Annotated in this window: 18 protein-coding genes; all 18 read left to right on the forward strand. The window is 40.5% G+C overall.

Features of this window, described 5'->3' with window-relative positions; genetic code table 11:
• The first annotated feature begins 108 nt into the window (after nucleotides 1-108).
• Complete coding sequence (locus AZE41_RS08450; RefSeq protein WP_067208010.1) at nucleotides 109-1,089, forward strand: substrate-binding domain-containing protein; 981 nt, start codon at nucleotides 109-111, stop codon at nucleotides 1,087-1,089.
• The gene (locus AZE41_RS08455) at nucleotides 1,086-2,549 is read left to right on the forward strand and encodes a sensor histidine kinase (protein WP_067208013.1); all 1,464 of its coding nucleotides are present in this window, start codon (nucleotides 1,086-1,088) and stop codon (nucleotides 2,547-2,549) included. The genes AZE41_RS08450 and AZE41_RS08455 overlap by 4 nt, the downstream gene beginning before the upstream one ends.
• A complete protein-coding gene (locus AZE41_RS08460; RefSeq protein ID WP_067208015.1) occupies nucleotides 2,527-4,074 on the forward strand; it encodes a response regulator in 1,548 nt (515 codons plus the stop codon). Before AZE41_RS08455 ends, AZE41_RS08460 begins: the two co-directional genes overlap by 23 nt.
• 14 nt (nucleotides 4,075-4,088) lie before the next feature.
• Nucleotides 4,089-5,159, forward strand: a complete 1,071-nt coding sequence (gene xylF / locus AZE41_RS08465; protein WP_067208018.1) for a D-xylose ABC transporter substrate-binding protein — start codon at nucleotides 4,089-4,091, stop codon at nucleotides 5,157-5,159.
• Between the two features lie 116 nt (nucleotides 5,160-5,275).
• Nucleotides 5,276-5,497, forward strand: a complete 222-nt coding sequence (locus tag AZE41_RS08470) for a transcriptional regulator (RefSeq protein ID WP_067208021.1) — start codon at nucleotides 5,276-5,278, stop codon at nucleotides 5,495-5,497.
• Nucleotides 5,494-6,753 carry a Y-family DNA polymerase gene (locus tag AZE41_RS08475; protein WP_067208023.1) on the forward strand — a complete coding sequence of 420 codons (1,260 nt, stop codon included), beginning with the start codon at nucleotides 5,494-5,496 and terminating at the stop codon, nucleotides 6,751-6,753. Before AZE41_RS08470 ends, AZE41_RS08475 begins: the two co-directional genes overlap by 4 nt.
• Before the next feature lie 10 nt (nucleotides 6,754-6,763).
• On the forward strand, nucleotides 6,764-7,093 hold the full coding sequence (locus tag AZE41_RS08480) for a YolD-like family protein (RefSeq protein WP_067208026.1): 330 nt from the start codon (nucleotides 6,764-6,766) through the stop codon (nucleotides 7,091-7,093).
• Nucleotides 7,094-7,483: 390 nt separating this feature from the next.
• Nucleotides 7,484-8,677: a chromate efflux transporter gene (gene chrA, locus AZE41_RS08485; protein ID WP_067208029.1), complete on the forward strand. Its 1,194-nt coding sequence runs from the start codon at nucleotides 7,484-7,486 to the stop codon at nucleotides 8,675-8,677.
• A 1,217-nt stretch (nucleotides 8,678-9,894) separates the two neighbouring features.
• The gene (locus tag AZE41_RS08490; RefSeq protein WP_067208032.1) at nucleotides 9,895-10,344 is read left to right on the forward strand and encodes a GNAT family N-acetyltransferase; all 450 of its coding nucleotides are present in this window, start codon (nucleotides 9,895-9,897) and stop codon (nucleotides 10,342-10,344) included.
• Between the two features lie 123 nt (nucleotides 10,345-10,467).
• On the forward strand, nucleotides 10,468-11,022 hold the full coding sequence (locus AZE41_RS08495) for a TetR/AcrR family transcriptional regulator (RefSeq protein ID WP_067208035.1): 555 nt from the start codon (nucleotides 10,468-10,470) through the stop codon (nucleotides 11,020-11,022).
• A 115-nt stretch (nucleotides 11,023-11,137) separates the two neighbouring features.
• Nucleotides 11,138-12,466, forward strand: coding sequence for an MATE family efflux transporter (locus AZE41_RS08500; RefSeq protein ID WP_067208038.1), 1,329 nt, complete (start codon nucleotides 11,138-11,140; stop codon nucleotides 12,464-12,466).
• 847 nt (nucleotides 12,467-13,313) lie between these two features.
• Nucleotides 13,314-14,483, forward strand: coding sequence for an N-acetylglucosamine-6-phosphate deacetylase (gene nagA / locus AZE41_RS08505; RefSeq protein ID WP_156475996.1), 1,170 nt, complete (start codon nucleotides 13,314-13,316; stop codon nucleotides 14,481-14,483).
• Nucleotides 14,480-15,208 carry a glucosamine-6-phosphate deaminase gene (gene nagB, locus AZE41_RS08510; protein ID WP_067208041.1) on the forward strand — a complete coding sequence of 243 codons (729 nt, stop codon included), beginning with the start codon at nucleotides 14,480-14,482 and terminating at the stop codon, nucleotides 15,206-15,208. The genes nagA and nagB overlap by 4 nt, the downstream gene beginning before the upstream one ends.
• Before the next feature lie 14 nt (nucleotides 15,209-15,222).
• Nucleotides 15,223-15,945 (forward strand): GntR family transcriptional regulator, encoded by a 723-nt coding sequence (locus AZE41_RS08515; protein ID WP_067208044.1) that lies wholly within the window; start codon nucleotides 15,223-15,225, stop codon nucleotides 15,943-15,945.
• A gap of 4 nt (nucleotides 15,946-15,949) precedes the next feature.
• On the forward strand, nucleotides 15,950-16,672 hold the full coding sequence (locus AZE41_RS08520; protein WP_067208047.1) for a sugar isomerase domain-containing protein: 723 nt from the start codon (nucleotides 15,950-15,952) through the stop codon (nucleotides 16,670-16,672).
• A 37-nt stretch (nucleotides 16,673-16,709) separates the two neighbouring features.
• Nucleotides 16,710-16,976: a phosphocarrier protein HPr gene (locus tag AZE41_RS08525; RefSeq protein WP_067208049.1), complete on the forward strand. Its 267-nt coding sequence runs from the start codon at nucleotides 16,710-16,712 to the stop codon at nucleotides 16,974-16,976.
• A 383-nt stretch (nucleotides 16,977-17,359) separates the two neighbouring features.
• Entirely contained in the window at nucleotides 17,360-18,331 is a 972-nt protein-coding gene (locus tag AZE41_RS08530; protein WP_067208052.1) for a tetratricopeptide repeat protein, read from the forward strand.
• A 113-nt stretch (nucleotides 18,332-18,444) separates the two neighbouring features.
• Nucleotides 18,445-19,731, forward strand: coding sequence for a trigger factor (tig, locus tag AZE41_RS08535; protein ID WP_067208055.1), 1,287 nt, complete (start codon nucleotides 18,445-18,447; stop codon nucleotides 19,729-19,731).
• The last annotated feature ends 137 nt before the right edge of the window (nucleotides 19,732-19,868 follow it).

Consider the following 19,868-nt stretch of genomic DNA (forward strand, 5'->3'; position numbering starts at 1 on the left):
ACTGGGCACCCTATTTGTAGGGTGCCTGATGTCGTTTTGTAAGACATTGTTAATTCCTAGACAGGTTGATAAGATGAAAGAAACAAGCTTTAGGAAAGGGGAAGGGATATGCGGAAAAAAGTTGTTTTAATACTTGTCGCACTCATTATGATTTTTAGCTATTTGACTATTGTATCCGCAACTAAAGCGTATCGTTTAACTAGTGATAGGCCAGCTAACCTCCCCATTTCCCCGGAATCTATTCGTCTCGTGCTCATTACCCAAGAGCTTGATACTCCATTTTGGAATAAGGTTGGCCAAGGGGCATTGAAGCAGGCACAAGAAGAAAATGTTCAGCTTGAAGTGTGGGGAAGCTATGGAAATAACCAAGATGATTTTTTGAAGACAATGGAGATTGCGATTCATTCTAAGGTGAATGGTATTATCGTTCAGGGGCTAGATAATGAAGAATTTAAAGAACTGACAAAGGTTAAGGCGGCTTTTTATGGGATTCCTATCATTACCATCGCTAATGATGTACCAGTGGAAGAGAGCTTGCGAAAAACATATGTTGGTTCAGATCAATTTGGGGCAGGACAAATGGTTGCTCGTCAATTGATAAAAGAAATGGGCACCACAGGAGAAGTGATTATACTTGGTGATCAAGAGCAAGCATATTATCAAAAAGAACGTTTAGCTGGTATCCAGAATGTATTGGGTGGCTATCCAGACATCGAAATGATTGTTAAAGGAACGGCAGATGCAAAGGAACAAGTAATGACAACGACGCAACAGCTGATGAATGAAGTACCGCGAGTCACTGCATTTATAGCCATCAATGCAAATTATACAGGTCCAATGATTCAAGAGATCGGAAGACGTACTCAAGTAGAGCCGTATTATATTTATACCTTCGATGACGGCGTTGGATTAACTGCCCTCTTAGAGCAAGGCAAGATCGATGGAATTTTGGAGCAAAAGCCAGAAGCGATGGGCAGCGAGAGTGTTGAGCGGTTGATGGAGTGGATTTCTGGCGAGACCGTCCCGCTCGATTCAAATGGTTACCTCACTGAAACGCGCATGGTTGACGCGGAAGGTGAAGAACTATGATGACGATTCAAAAAAAGATTTGGATACTCGTTTCCGTTGTGTTGCTGATAATGGGAATTATTTGGTTGACGCTTACATCTTATAATCAGAAAACTCAGGAAAAATCCAATGATATTTTACAACGCTATTTGCGGATGAATGAAGTAACAACAGCAAGTCAGCAAATAATTACCAACTTAAATAACTATTTACTTGACCCAACAGCTAATCATAAGCAACAGATAGAGAAAAGCGTAGCCGTTATTGAGGAGGTACAACAGGATGTAGCGGAGTTGCGGAATGTGGAAAATGCATTTTCAATAACCAACTATATTCATTTAATCGATAGTCTTATTGAGACGACGAATCGCTCCATTATGTTTTCAGAGGAGCAAGAAATGGAAGGGTCGACGAACGAATTTAATGAAGCAAACCGTATTTCTATGTACATATCTGAAATGACCTTAACGATTTTAGACCGAGAGCTGAAGACCTCTAATCGGTTTTATCGAGGTATTATCAAGCAATCGGAGGAGTTGAAAAAGCTAGGAATCTGGCTGTTGCTATTGATTACTGCTGTGTTACTTTTGGCTATCTACTGGTTTTCACTTAGTATTACGCGGCCGATTCATCAGCTCACGAAGGCCGCTAACGCATTGTCTCAAGGTAGTTTTAATGAACAGATTGAAGTGAAGTCTAATGATGAGATAGCCTTTTTAGCAAAGACCTTTGATGAGATGCGTGTAAACATTAATGATTTAATAGTAGAAATTCAACAAAAGGCACAGCTCGAGCATGAGCTTCAGCAAAGTAAGTTGTTATTGAAGGAGAGTCAATTTAGAAGCTTGCAGAACCAGATAAATCCACATTTTTTATTCAACACATTAAACACATTGTCGAAAAAGGCGTATTTAGATGGTGCGGAGGAGACGAGCGATCTTATAGTCAGTGTAGCCGGCTTGCTACGTTATAATTTGAAGCGGATTGACCGCTCTGTGACGGTGTATGAAGAAGTAGTCGTTTTGAATCAGTATATGGAAATCCAAAAGGCTCGTTTTACGGATCGCTTACAATTTAAATCTGACATCAACGAATCTTGCTTAGATGTAAAAATTCCGGGACTAACCCTTCAACCCATCATTGAAAATGCGGTAATTCATGCTATTGAGCCGGAGCAGGATGGAGGCGTTATTTGGTTTAGGATTAAGAATGACGGTCCATGGGTCATCATTGAAATCGAGGATAGTGGGCAAGGGATGTCCCCAAAGAAAGTGGAGCAGTTGCTGAAGGGGCACATTATACCAATCGAAGGACATTCTACAGGAATAGGCTTTCAAAATGTGGTGAAAAGATTGCATTTATTCTATGGAATAGAGGATTTGGTCACGATTGAAAGTAGAGAAGGTCGGGGGACAAAGGTGGTCATACAAATTCCAAGGGCCAGGGAAGAGGGAAATGATGATGAAGCTTCTAATCGTTGATGATGAACCGATTGAGCGAGAAGGGATGCAGGCAATCTTACAAAAAGCGTTCCCTGAACTTTCCATTTACCAAGCAAGAAATGGGGAAGTAGCAATAGAATTAGCAGATACAATTCAACCAGATTTGGTCTTAATGGATATTAAGATGCCTGGTATGACAGGACTTGAAGCCTTAGAAAAGATTCAAGATAAGCATTCTACTATCAAATTTGTTATGGTGACGGCCTTTGATATGTTCGATTATGCGAGACAAGCGCTCAAGCTCGGTGTGAAGGATTACTTACTGAAACCCAGTAGAGCAAGTGAGATTGTTGCAACGGTAGGGAGAGTATTAGAGGAATGCAGGCTAGAACGTATTGCAGAGGCTACGAGCCAAATGCAGCATGAAAAGTGGCAAAAGGCGTTGACATTAGTGGAAACAGATATCGTGACACAGCTATTATTTGATCATGTTCATGAAGTTCATATCGATATGCTCGTCGAGATGCTAGATATTCGCTCTACTCATGAAAAGTTTGTAGTAGTAGTGTTGTTGCCAGAGGGAGCAGAACACTATTATGTGAGGATTAAGGAAAAGGTGCGTGAAGCGGGAAATGCTTGGGTAGGTGCGTTATATGGACGGCAGCTGCCGATCATTGTGTTTCGTGATCCAGTGAAATCCTTTCGTTCGCAAGCAATGACATTAGCCAAAGCGATTTTATCGTTGGCTAAGGAACAAATGAGCTTAGACTGGTTTATTGGGATTGGTCAGGTTTGCGAACCATTAGACGAGATTCGTCAGTCGTACCAAGAAGCGCTTATTGCGACTATGGATACAACGCTAGCGGTCAAGAGTCGGTTTTATGCTGACGCTCCAGTGCTCAGTTTAGAGACAGATAATCAGGTTATCAAGCAGCAGCAGAAAGACTTTTTTGACCAAATTCGTTTAGGGGACTGGGTGTCCATTCGCTCCGGGATATTGGATTTGATACAACAGCATGAGAATGAGGGGAATTCCCTAATTTACACGCAACAGCGAATGCTTGAGTTGCTTTGGATTGCGAACAGAGTGATGGATGAAATGGGAATGGAAGCGAATGCCCCATTTTTTTCGTTTCAAGCACAGGACTACCGACAATTGCGTACGGAGACGCTCCTGCTACTCGAACGGATGAATGCTGCCTATGAGGCACATTACGAACGAGTAGAGGCTGATAAGATACATCAAATTAAACAATTTATCAGTGAGCATTCACATAAAGATATTTCACTGAACATTCTCGCGCAAAAAGTCGATTTAAGCCCGATTTATATTAGTAAAATGTTCAAAGAGAAGTTGGGCATTAACTACATCGATTTTCTGACGGAGTGCCGAATTGAAAAAGCAAAGAAGCTATTGAATGATCCAGAGCGAAGCCTAAAAGAAATTACGTTTGAGGTCGGTTATCATGAGCCGAATTATTTCAGTAAGGTGTTCAAGAAAATGTGTGGAGTGTCCCCGAAGGAGTACCGGAAAACGTTAATGAGTAAAAAAGTCGAAGTCTGATAGGGGGCAAGTAGATGAAACGAAAGGCTATAATCGTATGGCTTTTGGGAATGATTTTGATACTAGTTACTTGTATAGCTATACCAAAGCAGACATTGGAGACCGTTGAGTTAGAAGAAACGATACCTTTTAGTGCAATCGACAGTCCAATCCGTATTGGATTTTCGATGGACACACTACTTGAAGAACGATGGCTGAGAGACCGTGATTTGTTTAAAGAAGCCGTTGAAGCATTAGGAGCAGAAATCGAGATTGTCGCTGCGAATGGAGATGATGCGCTTCAAATTTCACAGGCAGAGGCGCTCATTCAAAGCGGGATCGACCTTTTGGTAATTGTCCCACATAATGCTGAGGCAACAGCCGCGATTGTTCACAAGGCGCATCTTGCAGATATCCAAGTAATTGCCTATGATAGACTCGTCAAAAATGCGGATCTCGATCTATACGTTTCTTTTGATAATGAACAAGTGGGCGAAATGCAGGCGAAAGCCATCACTGCTCTCGTACCGAAGGGGAATTACGTCTTTATTGGTGGTGCGATTACCGATAACAATGCACATTTATTGAAAAAAGGTGTGTTCAATGTGCTGCGTCCCTATATTGAACGAGGTGATATTAAGATTGTCTATGATCAGTGGACGAAGGATTGGACTCCAGTGAATGCACAAGCCAATATGGAAGAAGCTCTTCGGACAACGAACAAGCAGATTGATGCGGTAATTGCTGCGAATGATGCCACGGCAGGTGGTGTTATTCAAGCACTTTCGGCTGTTGGACTAGCAGGTCAAGTACCAGTTGCCGGACAGGATGCGGATTTGGCAGGAGTGCAGCGAATTGTTACTGGAACACAAACGATGACAGTCTATAAACCAATCAAGATGCTTACACAGGAAATGGCGAAATTAGCGGTTGCGATGGCAAAAGGTGAGAAAGTATCTGCTGAACAAAAAGTTAATAATGGGAAAATCGAAGTTCCTTCCGTACTACTAACACCAATCGCTGTAAATGAACACAACCTAGATAGTACGGTGATTTTCGATGGATTTCATTCATTTAAAGATGTGTATCAAGTAACATCGAAGTAAATCGGGTGTCCAACACTTAGCGAGAGACCATTTTTGGTAACTCTTGCTAAGTGTTTATTTTTCATTGCAATACGAACGTGTATTCTATATGATGACTGAAAGAGGAGGGAACGAGTGTGCGTGTCGAGTTGGTTAAGTCAATGGAATGGAATCACGTCTCAGATATGATATCCGCGGTGAAAGACGATGCGATAGGCAAGCGAAGCATTAAAATACTACAAGTAGGTGATGTCTCATTTAGGGCCAATTGCTATTCACGAAAATCCGATTGTACATTTAAAATCGACACTATCCTTGCACTCGTTCCCGTTACTCCAAGAGAGCGGATTGTTGTATGATTGACTACGGTAAGTTTCCAAATCGGCACATCGCCTGTATTGATATGGTGAGTTTTTATGCTAGTTGTATGGCTTCGTGGTATAGCTTAGATGTACAAAAGGTGCCGATTGCGGTCGTTGGGAATCTTGAAAGAAAAGGGTCTGTTGTGCTCGCGGCATCGCCTCCAATGAAAAAAAGATTTCGTGTTAAAACAGGTTCTCGTTTGTACGAAATTCCACAACATCCTGACATTAGGCTATTCAATCCAAAAATGAGTTATTTTCTAGAAATGTCGATGGCTATTACATGCCTACTTCATAAATACGTTCCGGCTGAAGCGATTCATGTCTACAGTGTAGATGAAAGCTTTATTGATCTAACTGGAACCGAAAAGTTGTGGGGCGACCCAGTGCAAACTGTTAAAGTTATTCAACAGGAAATAGTTGCGACGCTAGGCTTACCTTCAACTGTCGGCATGGGACCGAATATGTTAATGGCAAAGCTTGCACTAGATCTAGAGGCAAAGGATACAGGCTTTGCGAAATGGACCTTTGAGGATGTAGCGGGGAAATTATGGCCAATTTCTCCATTAAGTGAAATGTGGGGGATTGGTCGTCAAACGGAAAAAAATTTAAACAATATGGGGATATTTTCAGTTGGTGATTTGGCCAATGCCGATTTACAAAGGCTTGAAAAAAAGTTTGGAGTAATGGGCAATCAGTTATTCCATCATGCGTGGGGAATAGACCTCTCCAAGATGGGTGCACCAATTCTTGAAGGCCAGGTTAGCTATGGGAAGAGTCAAATACTTATGCGAGATTATAATTTGCGGGAAGAAGTAAACGTGGTCTTGTTAGAGATGTGCGAGGATATCGCCAGAAGAGTAAGGGAAGAATACAAGGCCGGACGCACTATATCGCTCGGTATCGGATATAGTAAAAATGCTTTTGGAGGTGGATTTCGTCGTTCTCGTACTATTGTGGAAGCCACAAACGACACAATGAAAATTTATAACGTTTGCAAAGAATTGTTGAATGAAAATCATGGCAATCAAGCCGTGCGGCAAGTCACCGTTTCGATTACGAAGTTAGAAGATGAGCGTTCAATGCAATTAAGTTTATTTGATACGAAAAAATGGCAAGTACGGAAGCTAGGTACAACAATGGATACTATTCGTACTCGTTATGGGGATAACGCTATATTAAGGGCGGTATCACTCACAAATGCAGGGACATCTATTAAGAGATCTACATTAGTTGGCGGTCATCAGGGATAGGAGTTGTACTATGATTAGGGACCGAGGAAATATTAAATGGACAGCGATGATGCTGTCGGAGCATGTAAGGGAGTTACGAAAATGGATGGATCAGGATAATTACACTGAAAGACCGGAACTAAACGAGTGGGATCTTCAATCGATTCAAGAAGAGCTTGAATTAGCGTATAAGAGGCAATGTGAAACGCTAATTAAAACCTGGGATAGTGGACGAATTATTCAACATCACGGGATAGTTGAAGACATCGATTTGAGGGAGCTGTGCATTGAATTAAAGAATCCGCTCGGTACAGAAATAATACGGGTAGCTGCTATTACAAATGTGCAAAGCATGGAGTAGAGAGACAATAACGCCAATTTAAAACTGATAATAGTATCCCTATGTTAAGGGATACTATTTATTTTGGAGGTTAATTAATGGGGTATAATGGTTTTTTGAGAGTTGAAATGGTTAACTTTATCGACCAATAAACAGTAAGAGGCATTCCGGACTAATTCAAACAAGAAAGTCCGTCCTTTTCAGTGGTCGGTATCGTGTCGTATCTGGATGGTGTTAATCGCAGGAAAAGAAAATAGCGGACATTAATCGTGAAAACATGTTAAGAGTATGTAAAGCTTCTTGATTACATCTTGAATGTATTATTTGAAATGGTATATTTATCTTGTTGCAAAACAATATCGATATTAAGGGAATAGTGGCATAGAAGATAAAGTATTAAGAGGAGTCAATATGAAAAAAGCTAAATCAAATAGGGGATTAAAATCACTTTTGGAACTATTTTTAGTTTCAACACGACTTGGATTGACCTCCTTTGGTGGGCCAACAGCTCATTTGGGGTATTTTCATGAAGAATATGTACGAAGAAGAAAATGGATGGATGAAAAAAGCTATGCAGATTTAGTTGCTTTAGCTCAGTTCTTACCTGGCCCAGCTAGTAGTCAAGTAGGTATTGGTATAGGTGTTATGCGGGCGGGCGTTTTGGGTGGAATTATATCCTTCATTGGGTTCACAATGCCTTCAGTTATTGCACTTATTTTATTTGCCTTGTTGCTCACAGGGGGTGACGTCGGAAATGCTGGATGGATACATGGCTTGAAAATTGTAGCAGTGGCGGTAGTTGCGCATGCTATTATCGGAATGGCTAAAAATTTGACACCGGATTTAACAAGGAAATCCATTGCTCTATTCGCACTAATAGGTACTCTTTTTTTGCAAACAGCTTTTGCTCAAGTAGGCGTCATTGTAATCGCTGCATTTTTGGGGTTCATTCTGTTCAAGCAACACAAAGAAAATGATGAAGTGAGTTCGCAATTTCCAATCGCTAAGAGTGTTTCAGTGATCTGTTTACTGCTATTTTTCGGGTTACTCTTTTTGTTACCCGTAATCAGGGAAGTAACTGGATCCTACTGGGTAGCTATGTTCGATAGTTTTTATCGGTCAGGTGCTTTAGTTTTTGGTGGCGGTCATGTCGTCTTACCTTTACTAGAACAGGAATTTGTACCAACTGGATGGATAAGCGAAGAATCATTCTTAGCTGGTTATGGTGCTACACAAGCAGTACCAGGCCCTTTATTTACATTTGCAGCTTATTTAGGAACGGTAATGAAGGGCTGGCAAGGTGGTTTAGTAGCTACGTTTGCAGTATTCCTACCTGCATTCCTGCTTATTCTCGGTGCACTCCCTTTTTGGGATAGTTTACGAAGCAATCCTAAAATTAAAGGAGCCATCATGGGCGTAAATGCAGCAGTTATAGGGATATTAATAGCCGCTTTTTATTTTCCTATTTGGACGAGTTCCATTTTAGCGCCTATTGATTTTGCTTTAGCTGCCCTATTGTTTAGTATGCTTGCCTTTTGGAAGCTTCCACCTTGGATTATTGTAGTTACAGGAGCTATCGGTGGTTCATTACTGACACTATTATGAAATAAATAACGTCACGCATGGGGTTTTTCCTCAGGTGTGACGTTTATTTTATTTCTACTATTATTGTCATTTTATCATTTCAATCTAACTCGATAGACATTCATCACACAGATGGTGTACAATAAAACCAAGAAAACTAAAATGGGTTTTTTAGTTTTCTTGATAGTTGAAGTTGAAAACAAGAAATTTAAATGCATTTAAAGAAGGAATCGAGCATATTAAAAATTAGGGAAGAAGATTTATCTCCTACATTTGCATCAGTTATGAATTTAGAGTGTGAAAAAGGTTGGTATATATGTTGAACACATGAATACCTAAATAAACTGAATGAAGGCGCCACCTCGAGTTCAATGGAATTTTTATTTCGACGAAAGCTATATTGCTAAGATAATGAATGTGAGCATTAGAAGAGATCGAATCGTTAATAATGCTGTGACAGGCAATACAGAATACTATATACGTTGAATTAAAGAATCCCATTGAATCTACTATGGCGCTCAATAAGGAGAGAGTTGTAATTCGGGGGGCACTGAAAAAGTACGATATCCTTCAATCCCGTTGATTTCCGTTCCGAGCGGACGCTTTCCGCGGGCACGGCTTCAGCCTCCTCGTCACTGCGTTCCTGCGGGGTCTTCAGCTCGCGCTGTTCCCGCTGGAGTCGCCGCTCTTCACTACAATCAACTAGTTCTTACTATATAAAAGAACTTTTTCAGTTTCCTCTTAATTCGGGGTGTGGATAGTAGAACGCTTGGCGCTTTGGGGATGCCTTTGCCACGCCTGCGCTAGGTTGTTCATTATCGAGAGAAATGTGATTTTGAGATGTATATGCCGAGATTGTAAGGTGATTATTTTTGCTACTAATTCTATTCAAGAAAGACACACTTCAGGTTGCAGATTTCATCGCAGATAATGAAATGCTCTTTCTCACATAGACCATCCAGCGAAGGCGCGACTTCGTGGTAGCCGGAGCGATAAGACTGAAAGCGGTCTTCTTTCTGGCTTATCGCGGGAGGCATCCACAAAGCGTCCAAGCGGTATTGGGGGAATTCTAATTAGTTCTAAGTATTGGGACTTTTTCAGTGGCCTTCCAAATGCCCATGTAAAGCGTATACGCCGTATTCATTTGTTCAACATATATAGATGTTAAAGTGTTAGACGGCCATTATTAGTTGTATATTCTTATATAAATCTAGTCTTTAAATATGAAAGGAAAAATGATGACAGTAATTATAAATGAAGTTACAAAAGACAATATAAACGATATTCTAAAACTGCGTATTAATGAAGAACAACAGTCTTTTATTGAAACGCCGCAACAATGTTTAGATGAGGCAAAGGTATGCAGCAACTTTCAACCAGTAGGGCTTTATTGGGAAAAGAATTTAGTTGGTTTTGCTATGTATGGATTTTTTCCTGATGAAGGAATAAATGGACGAGTGTGGCTGGATCGGTTTTTAATCGATTCTAAATATCAAGGTCTTGGATTAGGAAGCATTATGTTAAGCGCATTAATTCAACGGTTAGAACAAGAATATAGTTGCAATGAAATCTATTTAAGCATCATTGCCGATAATCAAGGAGCACTTCACTTGTATCAGAAATTTGGCTTTAAGTTCAATGGTGAAGTGGATAGTAATAATGAAAAGCTAATGGTGAAAAGTTTATAATGTTTTTTGGTTTATCGTTTAGAACTTGACCTACTTAACTCTGTAGACATTCATCTCACAGAGGTTGTATAATGAAACTGGTAAAACTACAAACGGATTATTAGTTTCTGGGGAGGTCGAAAATTGAAAACAAGAATCAGAAATGCATTTATTGAAGAAACGCGAAATAATGGCATTAAGTTCACGATGGATGATTTGGCAAAGCGTCTTGGAATTAGCAAGCGGACGTTATATGAAAATTTTTCATCTAAGGTAGATATCCTTGACTCAATTATAGATATGACGCTCGTTGAGTTCGATGAACAAACACGGCGTATAATTGACAATCCAGAACTTACGCTGTTAGAAAAAATCCGTAAGGCGATTGTCGTCATGCCAAAATACAATGAGTTTTACGATCTCCGGATTCTGAACCAATTAAAACGGACTTACCCTGTACAGTGGGAACGGGTGAACCGTGAGTTGCATCAGTGGGATGATTTAAAGGGTCTTCTTGAAGAAGGGATCCGAACAGGTATTATTGTGGATCGAAATATCGATCTGCTGATGAAATTGATTATTGAAGCTTCGAATGCAACGCTCGACCGACAATTTTTTTTAGAACATAGTATTTCTGTTACGGAAGCGTACGGGGCGATTGTGGATGTGTTATTGACAGGTATGGTGAAGGAAAAATAAGGTGAGCTTACTGGCATTTTAACTGCCAGTCTATTTTTTTGACTGACGAAACTATAAAAACTAAAATCGTTTCCGTGTTTTATGGAACGACAAAAGATAAGGAATTGAATTGGTAATGAAAAAGGAACAAGTAGTAAATCGCTTAGATACGGAATCTGTTGGGAAATCTTTTTTAAGGTATTTAATCCCGTCGATGATTGGGATGCTACTGATGGCTGTCAATATTGTGATCGACGGAATTATGGTAGGCAATCGCTTAGGTCCAGTCGCCCTTGCCGGGGTAGGGATTGCAGCGCCAGTTTATACGGTTTTTGTCGCGATGTCACTGTGGATTGGAATTGGTGCAGCGACCCGTTATTCCGCAATGATGGGAGCTAAACGACCTGATAAGGCGCGTGTTATTTTTTCACATGCCATTGTCTCTATATTTATTTTAACGCTGATTGTCGGGCTTACTGCCTTTGTTTTTAGGACGGAACTTGCGTATTTATTGGGCGCGAATGCCGACACATTTCAGTACACTGCAGGTTATATGAAGGTCATGTTGCTATTTGGATTCATCTTCACTGTTGAAAATGCATTCAGTATTTTGGTGCGAAATGACGGTGGACCGAACTTATCAATGATTGCACTTGTTGCTACGGCAGTCGTCAATATCGGATTGAATTATGTGTTTTTATTCATACTTGATTATGGTGTAGAGGGTGCTGCAGCGGCAACGGTCATTGGTGCATTTGTGGGGCTTGTCATATTGAGCACGCATTTTTTCAGAAAGAAAAGTAATTTGCGTTTTGTTCGCTTTAAGTTCAATCGAAAGCTTTTTCTATTAATATTAGTGATTGGATTTCCGAGTTTTCTTGCGGAAGTTGGATTTTCGGTCTTTACAATCTCGCATAATATTACGTTTGAATACCTCGCTGGAACCGCAGGCGTGTCTGCATTTACGATATTGAATTATGTTCACAGTGTTATGTTGCTGTTATTTTTAGGTATGGGTGCGGCGATTCAACCGCTGATTAGCTATTACCGTGGGGCAGGTAGCGAAATCAAGATGAAAAAGACTGTTCGTATGGCTATTGGGACAGCACTCGGGGCCGGCATCTTCTTTCTGCTTGTCGGCCAATTTGCAGCCGCTCCAATTGCAAGTTTGTTCGGCGATTTTCCAGAAGAAGTAATGAAAATTGCGGTTCCGGGTATTAAACTGTTCTTTATCGCCTATCTTTTTATGGGCACAAACTTTGTCATGATGACGTATTATCAATCCATCGGACAGATCCGAATGGCAACGTGGATTACTGCAGCAAGGGAAATTGTTGTTTTGCTAATCTTGCTCGCCATCATGCCACGACTATTTGGATTAACAGGTGTCTGGCTCGCTATACCAATATCGGAATTCATCGTTCTGATGACAATTTATTATTACCACAAAAAATGGAACAATTGAGATGTGACTTTATAAGGAATGTTGTAAGAGAAATAACCTATATATGTTGAATTAAAGAATCCTATTGAATCTGCCGTGGCGCTCAATAATAAGAGAGGTGTAATTCGGGGTGTGGATTGTAGAACGCTTAGCGCTTCGGCGACCCCTTTGCCGCGCCTGCGCTAGGATATTCATTATCGAGAGAAATATGATTTTGAGATGTATATGCCAAGATTATAATGTGTTTATTTTTTGCTACTAATTCTATTCAAGAAAGACACATTCCAGATTGCAGTTTTCATCACAGCTAATGAAATGCTCTTTCTCACATAGACCATCCAGCGCAGGCGCATCTTCGTGGTAGCCGAAGCGATAAGACTAAGGAGGGATGCAGTTCAATCCCTCCCAAGTGGTTTCCTTTCTGGCTTATCGCGGGAGGCATCCACAAAGCGTCGAAGCGGTATTAGTGGTAATACTAATTCATTCCAATTACTAGGGATTTTTCAGTGGCCTCCTAAAATCCCTTGTAAAGCGCATACGCCGTATTCATTTGTTTAACATATCTAGAAGGTATTGGGGGATAAATATGAAAAAAGTAGTGCAGACTAAGTGATTGGTCTGTACTACTTTTTTGTTGTAAGAAGAACAATTTCTTTAGGGATATTTTTTCTAGTGAGTACATATAATTTATTTTATTAGATTATAAACTGGTATAGACAACTATACCGATTGAGTGTATAGTGAAAATTAAGAATACTAGACATGTTGAACAAATAATACCTATATAAACCAGCGAAGGCGCTGTAAGCGGCGGATTTGAATGGAATTTATTTCTATTTTTACAGGATATTCAAAAGGGATGAGGAATTTGATGAAGACATTGTTGATTTCAAATATTACAATTGCCAATGCAACAAAGGATGGTATATCGGGAGACATTTATATAGAAAATGGCGAAATTATAGAAATCGCTACTTCTATAAATAAAGTTGCAGATATACGAATCGATGCGGCGGGTAAGGATTGGATTGTTGTGCCTGGTTTTATTGACATTCACATTCACGGTTCTTCAGGTTTTGATGTAATGGATGCGACGCCGGAAGCATTAAATGGTTTGGCGAGCGCGCTTCCCCGTGAAGGGACGACGAGTTTTTTAGCAACAACAATGACGCAGTCGGATGAAGCGATAGCAGGGGCGTTACGCAATGCGGGTTTATTCAATGCGGATGAAAGGCAAGCTGAAATGTTGGGGGTTCATTTGGAAGGGCCTTTTATTTCAGCTATACGAGCGGGTGCACAACCGGTTGAGCATATTACAACACCGTCTTTTGCCCTTTTTGAACAATGGCAAGAGCTGAGTGGTAACCGCATTAAAATTGTAACTGTTGCTCCTGAGGTGGAAAACGGTCTTGCTTTCATTGAAAAGGTAACGACGAGTGGTGTGATTGCATCTATTGGACATACGGATGCAACATCGGATATCGTTCGTAATGCGGTTGAGGAGGGTGCTACTCATGTGACTCATTTATATAACCAAATGAGCCCGTTTCATCATAGGGAACCAGGGGTTGTTGGAGCTGCTTTTTTAGAGGATTCACTTCTCGTTGAAATTATCGTCGATTGCATTCATAGTCATCCGAAATCGGTTGAACTCGCTTATCGTCAAAAGACTTCCAATCGAATTATTCTTATTACGGATGCAATGCGTGCGAAAGGGCTTCCACCTGGCATTTATGATTTAGGAGGCCAAGATGTAGAAGTATCACACAAAGATGCGCGGCTTCGCGATGGAACGCTTGCAGGAAGCATATTAACGATGGAACAAGCGGCGCAGAATATGAAGGCTATTACAAATTGTTCATTAGCTGAATTAGTTGCAATGACCTCAACAAATGCTGCCGAACAACTTGGCCTATCCAATAAAGGCAGGATTGAGCCTGGAAAAGATGCGGATCTTACCATCATCGATGGGGAGTGGAATGTCCAGATGACTATTTGTAGGGGGGAAATTGCTTATACTAAGGAGGTAATGGGATGAAGGTAGTCATATGTGCTAATTATGATGAAGTAAGCGTAAAGGCCGCACAATTGGTAGAAGCACAAATTCTTGGAAATGATCACTCGGTGCTTGGACTTGCAACAGGATCAACGCCACTAGGGCTTTATGAACGATTAGTTGAAGGTGTTAAATTACGTGGGATATCGTATAAAAATGTGTGCACGATTAATCTAGATGAATACCTAGGTCTAGATAAAGGGCATCCGGAAAGTTACCGCACATTTATGACTGAAAACTTATTTGATAAGATTGACATTGTAATTGGAAATACGTATATTCCGGATGGGACATCTGATTCAGCAGAAGAATGTCTGCGTTATGAACAAGTAATTGATAGCGTAGGGCCGATTGATCTGCAGGTATTGGGGATAGGAAGAAATGGGCATATCGGCTTTAACGAACCGGGAACGGATTCAAACAGTCTGACACATGTCGTTGAACTTGTTGCATCTACCCGAGAAAGTAACGCACGCTTCTTTACTTCCATTGATGAAGTTCCAACACATGCGATTACAACGGGTATCAAATCGATATTAAAAAGTAAGGAAATTATTTTACTGGCATCCGGAAAAGATAAAGCAGAAGCTGTGAGAACATTATTAAATAAAGATGTGACTGAAAGTTTTCCAGCATCAATTTTATGGAATCACGATAATGTTACACTTATTGTTGATAGGGATGCATATGAACTGGTTAAATCATAAGGGAAGTGAGTATTATGTTAGATAAACAGTCACCGATACCCATGTACGTCCAGATCGAGGACTATTTGAAAAATCAAATTCTGCAAGGGGATTTTGTAATTGGAGAGGCAATCCCTTCCGAACGTGAACTGACGGATACGTTTGACGTAAGTCGCATGACTGTCCGCCAATCCATAACGAATCTAGTAAATGAGGGGCTCCTTTATCGTGAAAAGGGGCGCGGAACATATGTGGCGACACCCAAGATTGAACAGCCTCTTAGTGGTCTTACAAGCTTTACGGAAGATATGCTGTCACGTGGGATGAAACCTAGTAACAAACTTATTAGTTTTGAGAAAATGATACCTGAAATAGATATTATGCATGAGTTACAGTTGGCTAAAGATGAAGAAGTATTCGTCGTTAAGCGAATTAGGTATGCGGACGACAAACCGATGGCGATCGAAAGGTCATATCTTCCTGTTAAGCTCGTCCCAAATCTTGAATTGAATGACATAGAAGGATCACTGTATTCGTTTATAGAGAAGGATAAACGGCTAATAATTAGCCATGCCTCGCAACGCATGGAAGCTGTGTTAGTGAAAAAGGAAGATGCAGAGTTCCTTCAAATTTTTATGCCTTCAGCAGTTTTGTTGATAGAACGAATCAGTTATTTAACGAACGATGTTCCGATTGAAATTGTTCGAAGTACATATCGGGCAGATCGTTATAAATTTATCAGCGAGATTCGGAGATGATTGAATGAATGCGTATTTCAAGGAAATCGAATCATTGATGAAAAAAGTTATTCGAGAAGAACAGCGATCTGTTGAAAAGATTGCAGCAGAGATAATGAAACGCCTTTCGCGTGGTGGTATTGTTCAGTTATTCGGCTCAGGTCATTCTCACTTAATAGCGGAGGAGCCGTTTTTCCGTGCGGGCGGTTTAGTACCAGTACGACCAATTATTGTCGAGACTTTGATGCTTCATAATGGGGCTTCACAGGCATCTACGAATGAAAAAGACCCTGAATTTACCCAAACATTTGCGGGTCAGCTAGACATTCGTTCTGAAGATGTAGTCATTATTATTTCAACTTCTGGACGAAATGTGGTACCAATAGATGTGGCGTATATTGCAAAAGAGTCCGGGGCTTATGTTGTTTCTCTCCAGTCTCTTTACTACAATGCGTCTGAACAGCCATCTAAACACCATTCAGGAAATAGACTTGAAGATGTTGCGGAAGCAGTTTTGAATACGCATGTAACGGTTGGGGATGGGCTTCTGCTATCGGAGGGAACACCTTATGCACCGGCTTCTGGCGTCATTGGGAATATGCTTCTTCATGCGACATTCAGTCGTGTGATTGGTATGATGATTGAAAGTGGGATAGAACCTCCAATATTTAAAAGCGCAAATTTGGATGGAAGCTCAGCACATAATGAGCAAATGATTGCTACTTATGGCAAGCGAATTAAGTTTTAACTTGATTCGACTAATCTATTAAAAGGGAGAGTTTAAAATGATTAAGAAAAATTACAAAGTTACTAGCAACGAGGGCCTTCACGCCCGTCCATCATCCGTATTAGTTTCAGCGGTGACACCATTTACGTCAGATGTGAAACTTGCATACATGGAAAAGACAGTGAACTTGAAATCGATTATGGGTGTTATGTCACTGGGAATTTCAGCTGGAGCCGACATTAAAATCATCGCTGATGGTGAGGATGAAGAAGCATTAATGGCTAAAGTGGATGAAGTAATAAAATCAGAAGGAATCGGTGAGTGATTTCAACGATTTAAGGCATTTCACTTTTGCATGCTTTTAGCGTTTTGAATGCATCTATATATTGAACTACTAAAAACTATATAAACTAAGCGAAGGCGCCTGACAAGGGGTAGCCGAAGCCCTAAGACTGATGGCGAAGCTGTCTGGCTTAGGGCGGGAGGCATCCCAAGCGCCGAAGCGAAGTCAATGGGATTATTTATTTCATCAAATATAAAACAAAGATGTTTCAAGTCCTTGTGAAAGCGTCACCGAGCTCTAGTCGGGTGACGCTTTACTGTTTTACGGGATAGCTCATCGACTTTTTTTACCTAATTGACCAATTATCAATGTTAAAACAGAAATCGCTGTGATATAGTGGGAAATGATGAAAGAAGGTGTGCGTATTGAGAAAGAAATACGGAAGACTCAGGAAAAAAGAAAATGTTATCGTCTTTCCAGGAACATTTGAAAAGCTTGTTGAAAATGGCCATGTAGCCGTCGAACAGGAGAACTATGAGTTAGCGGTGGAAGCATTTGACCAAGCTATTGTATATGAACCTGACAATCCGGAATTTCTGGGACCATACGCGGTTGCCCTTTATGAGACAAAAGACTTTCAACGTGCAAAAGAAATTGCAGCAAGGCTCCTTCATAGCGGAACCGCCGATTACGTCGATGCAATGGAGCTGTATTTGACAATTAGCATTCAACTGCAGGAGTACGATGAAGTTGAAATGACAATTGATGCGCTAATTGATGAAGGAATCGTTCCGCCTGATATGCTGAACAAATTCAATTATCTGCGGGAATTGAATGGTCGTTTGTCTGACCGCTATGCACAGGACGAGCCCAGCTATCGGATGGAATTATTCACACTAGACGAATTCATGAAGATGGATGCTTTGGCACAACAGTATGCACTGGCTTCACTTGAAGGTAGTGATTTAACTGATTTAGTCCCTTTACTTGCGATAATTGTAGCGCGGGACGATGTGGCACCATTAGCAATTACGTTCGCATTAACGCTACTGCATCAGACAGGGCACTCTGATGAACTTACAGTGCGGAAATTCGGCTGGGAGAAGCGTATTGTTCCAGCAGCTATGACATTACCTGGGCAAGATGATTTAACGAAACAAGTTCTTGAAGAAGTGGATCGTCGGTTACTGCAGGATCCATCTAGATTAGAAATGGCTCAAGGTCTCATTGAGAAATTTGCAATTACTGCTTTCCCTTTCGGCTGGGGGACTCATCAAGCAGAAGAAGTCGCAACAGCCTATGTAAACTACATAGAAAGTCTGTTTTCAGGTGAGCAGTTACCCGAGACAGCACTGAACTTACTTATTCAACAGATTGACAACGATTCGGACCTTTAACAAAGTGTGAAATCTGTTGAAAGATGAAGAGACTATGATATACTGAAATGGTTGTCAATGGAGTATATACGGAACAAAAGATATTGGCCAAAACGATTCGGAGGTATTTAATTATGTCAGTTAAATGGGAAAAGCAAGAAGGAAACACAGGGATTCTAACAGTAGAAGTACCTGCAGAAGCAGTAACGGTAGGTCTTGATAAAGCATTCAAGAAAGTTGTGAAAACAATACAAGCACCAGGATTCCGTAAAGGGAAAATGCCACGTCAAATGTTTGAAAAAATGTATGGCGTAGAATCACTTTACAATGAAGCACTTGATTTCATCCTTCCAGAAGCATATTCAAATGCTCTTGACGAAGCAGGCGTTGAACCAATCGATCGTCCTGAAATTGACATCGAGCAAATGGAAAAAGGAAAAGACCTTATTTTCAAAGCGGTTGTTACATTGAAACCAGAAGTGAAACTTGGCGATTATAAAGGCCTTGAAGTAACACGTCAGGAAACAACAGTTACTGACGAAGAAATCGAAGAGCAACTGAAAGATCGTCAACAAAAATTCGCTGAATTAGCTATTAAAGAAGATGGCGCAGTTGAAAATGGCGACACAGTGAAAATCGATTTCGAAGGTTCTGTTGATGGAGAAGTTTTCGACGGCGGAAAATCTGAAGGGTACGACCTTGAAATCGGTTCAGGTTCATTTATCCCTGGATTCGAAGAACAATTGGTTGGCATGAAACAAGACGAAGAAAAAGACGTCGAAGTGAATTTCCCTGAAGAATACCATGCAGCAGAACTTGCTGGTAAACCAGCGATTTTCAAAGTGAAAATTCATGAAATCAAGTCAAAAGAAGTTCCAGCACTTGATGACGAACTTGCAAAAGAAATTGATGAAGAAGTAGAAAGTCTTGAAGCATTACGTACGAAGCTGAAAGAAACTACTTTGGAAGAGAAGAAATCGGCATCTGAAGTAGCACTTCGCGACGATCTTGTCGAAGCGGCTGCGAGAAATATGGAAGTCGAAATTCCTGAAGTAATGATCAATTCTGAAATTGAACGTATGATGGAAGAGTTCGGACAACGTCTTCAATCACAAGGTATGAACCTTGAGCTTTACTTCCAGTTCTCTGGACAAGATGAAGAAGCACTTCGTTCACAAATGAAAGACGATGCACAAAACCGTGTTCGCGTTTCACTTGTACTTGAAGCGATTGGTAAAGCTGAAAACATCGTAGTTGAAGAAGCTGATATTAACGCAGAACTTGAAAAAATGTCCGCGCAATTCGGTATGGATGTTGAGCAAATTAAAACAACACTTGGTGGAACTTCTGTTCTTGAAAATGACCTTCGTTTCAATAAAACAGTTGAATTCCTTGTTGAAAATGCAAAGATTACTGAATAATAAAGTGAAATAAGGACAAGGTACGGAAGACCGTACCTTGTTTTTCATAGAAAGACATAGAATTACCTTCTTGAATAGGGAAGAATTCTAATTAGTTGATAAAAACGGGGGAATCTTGTAAGATTGTCACTTGAATA

It is taken from the genome of Sporosarcina psychrophila, assembly GCF_001590685.1.
GTDB lineage: Bacteria > Bacillota > Bacilli > Bacillales_A > Planococcaceae > Sporosarcina > Sporosarcina psychrophila.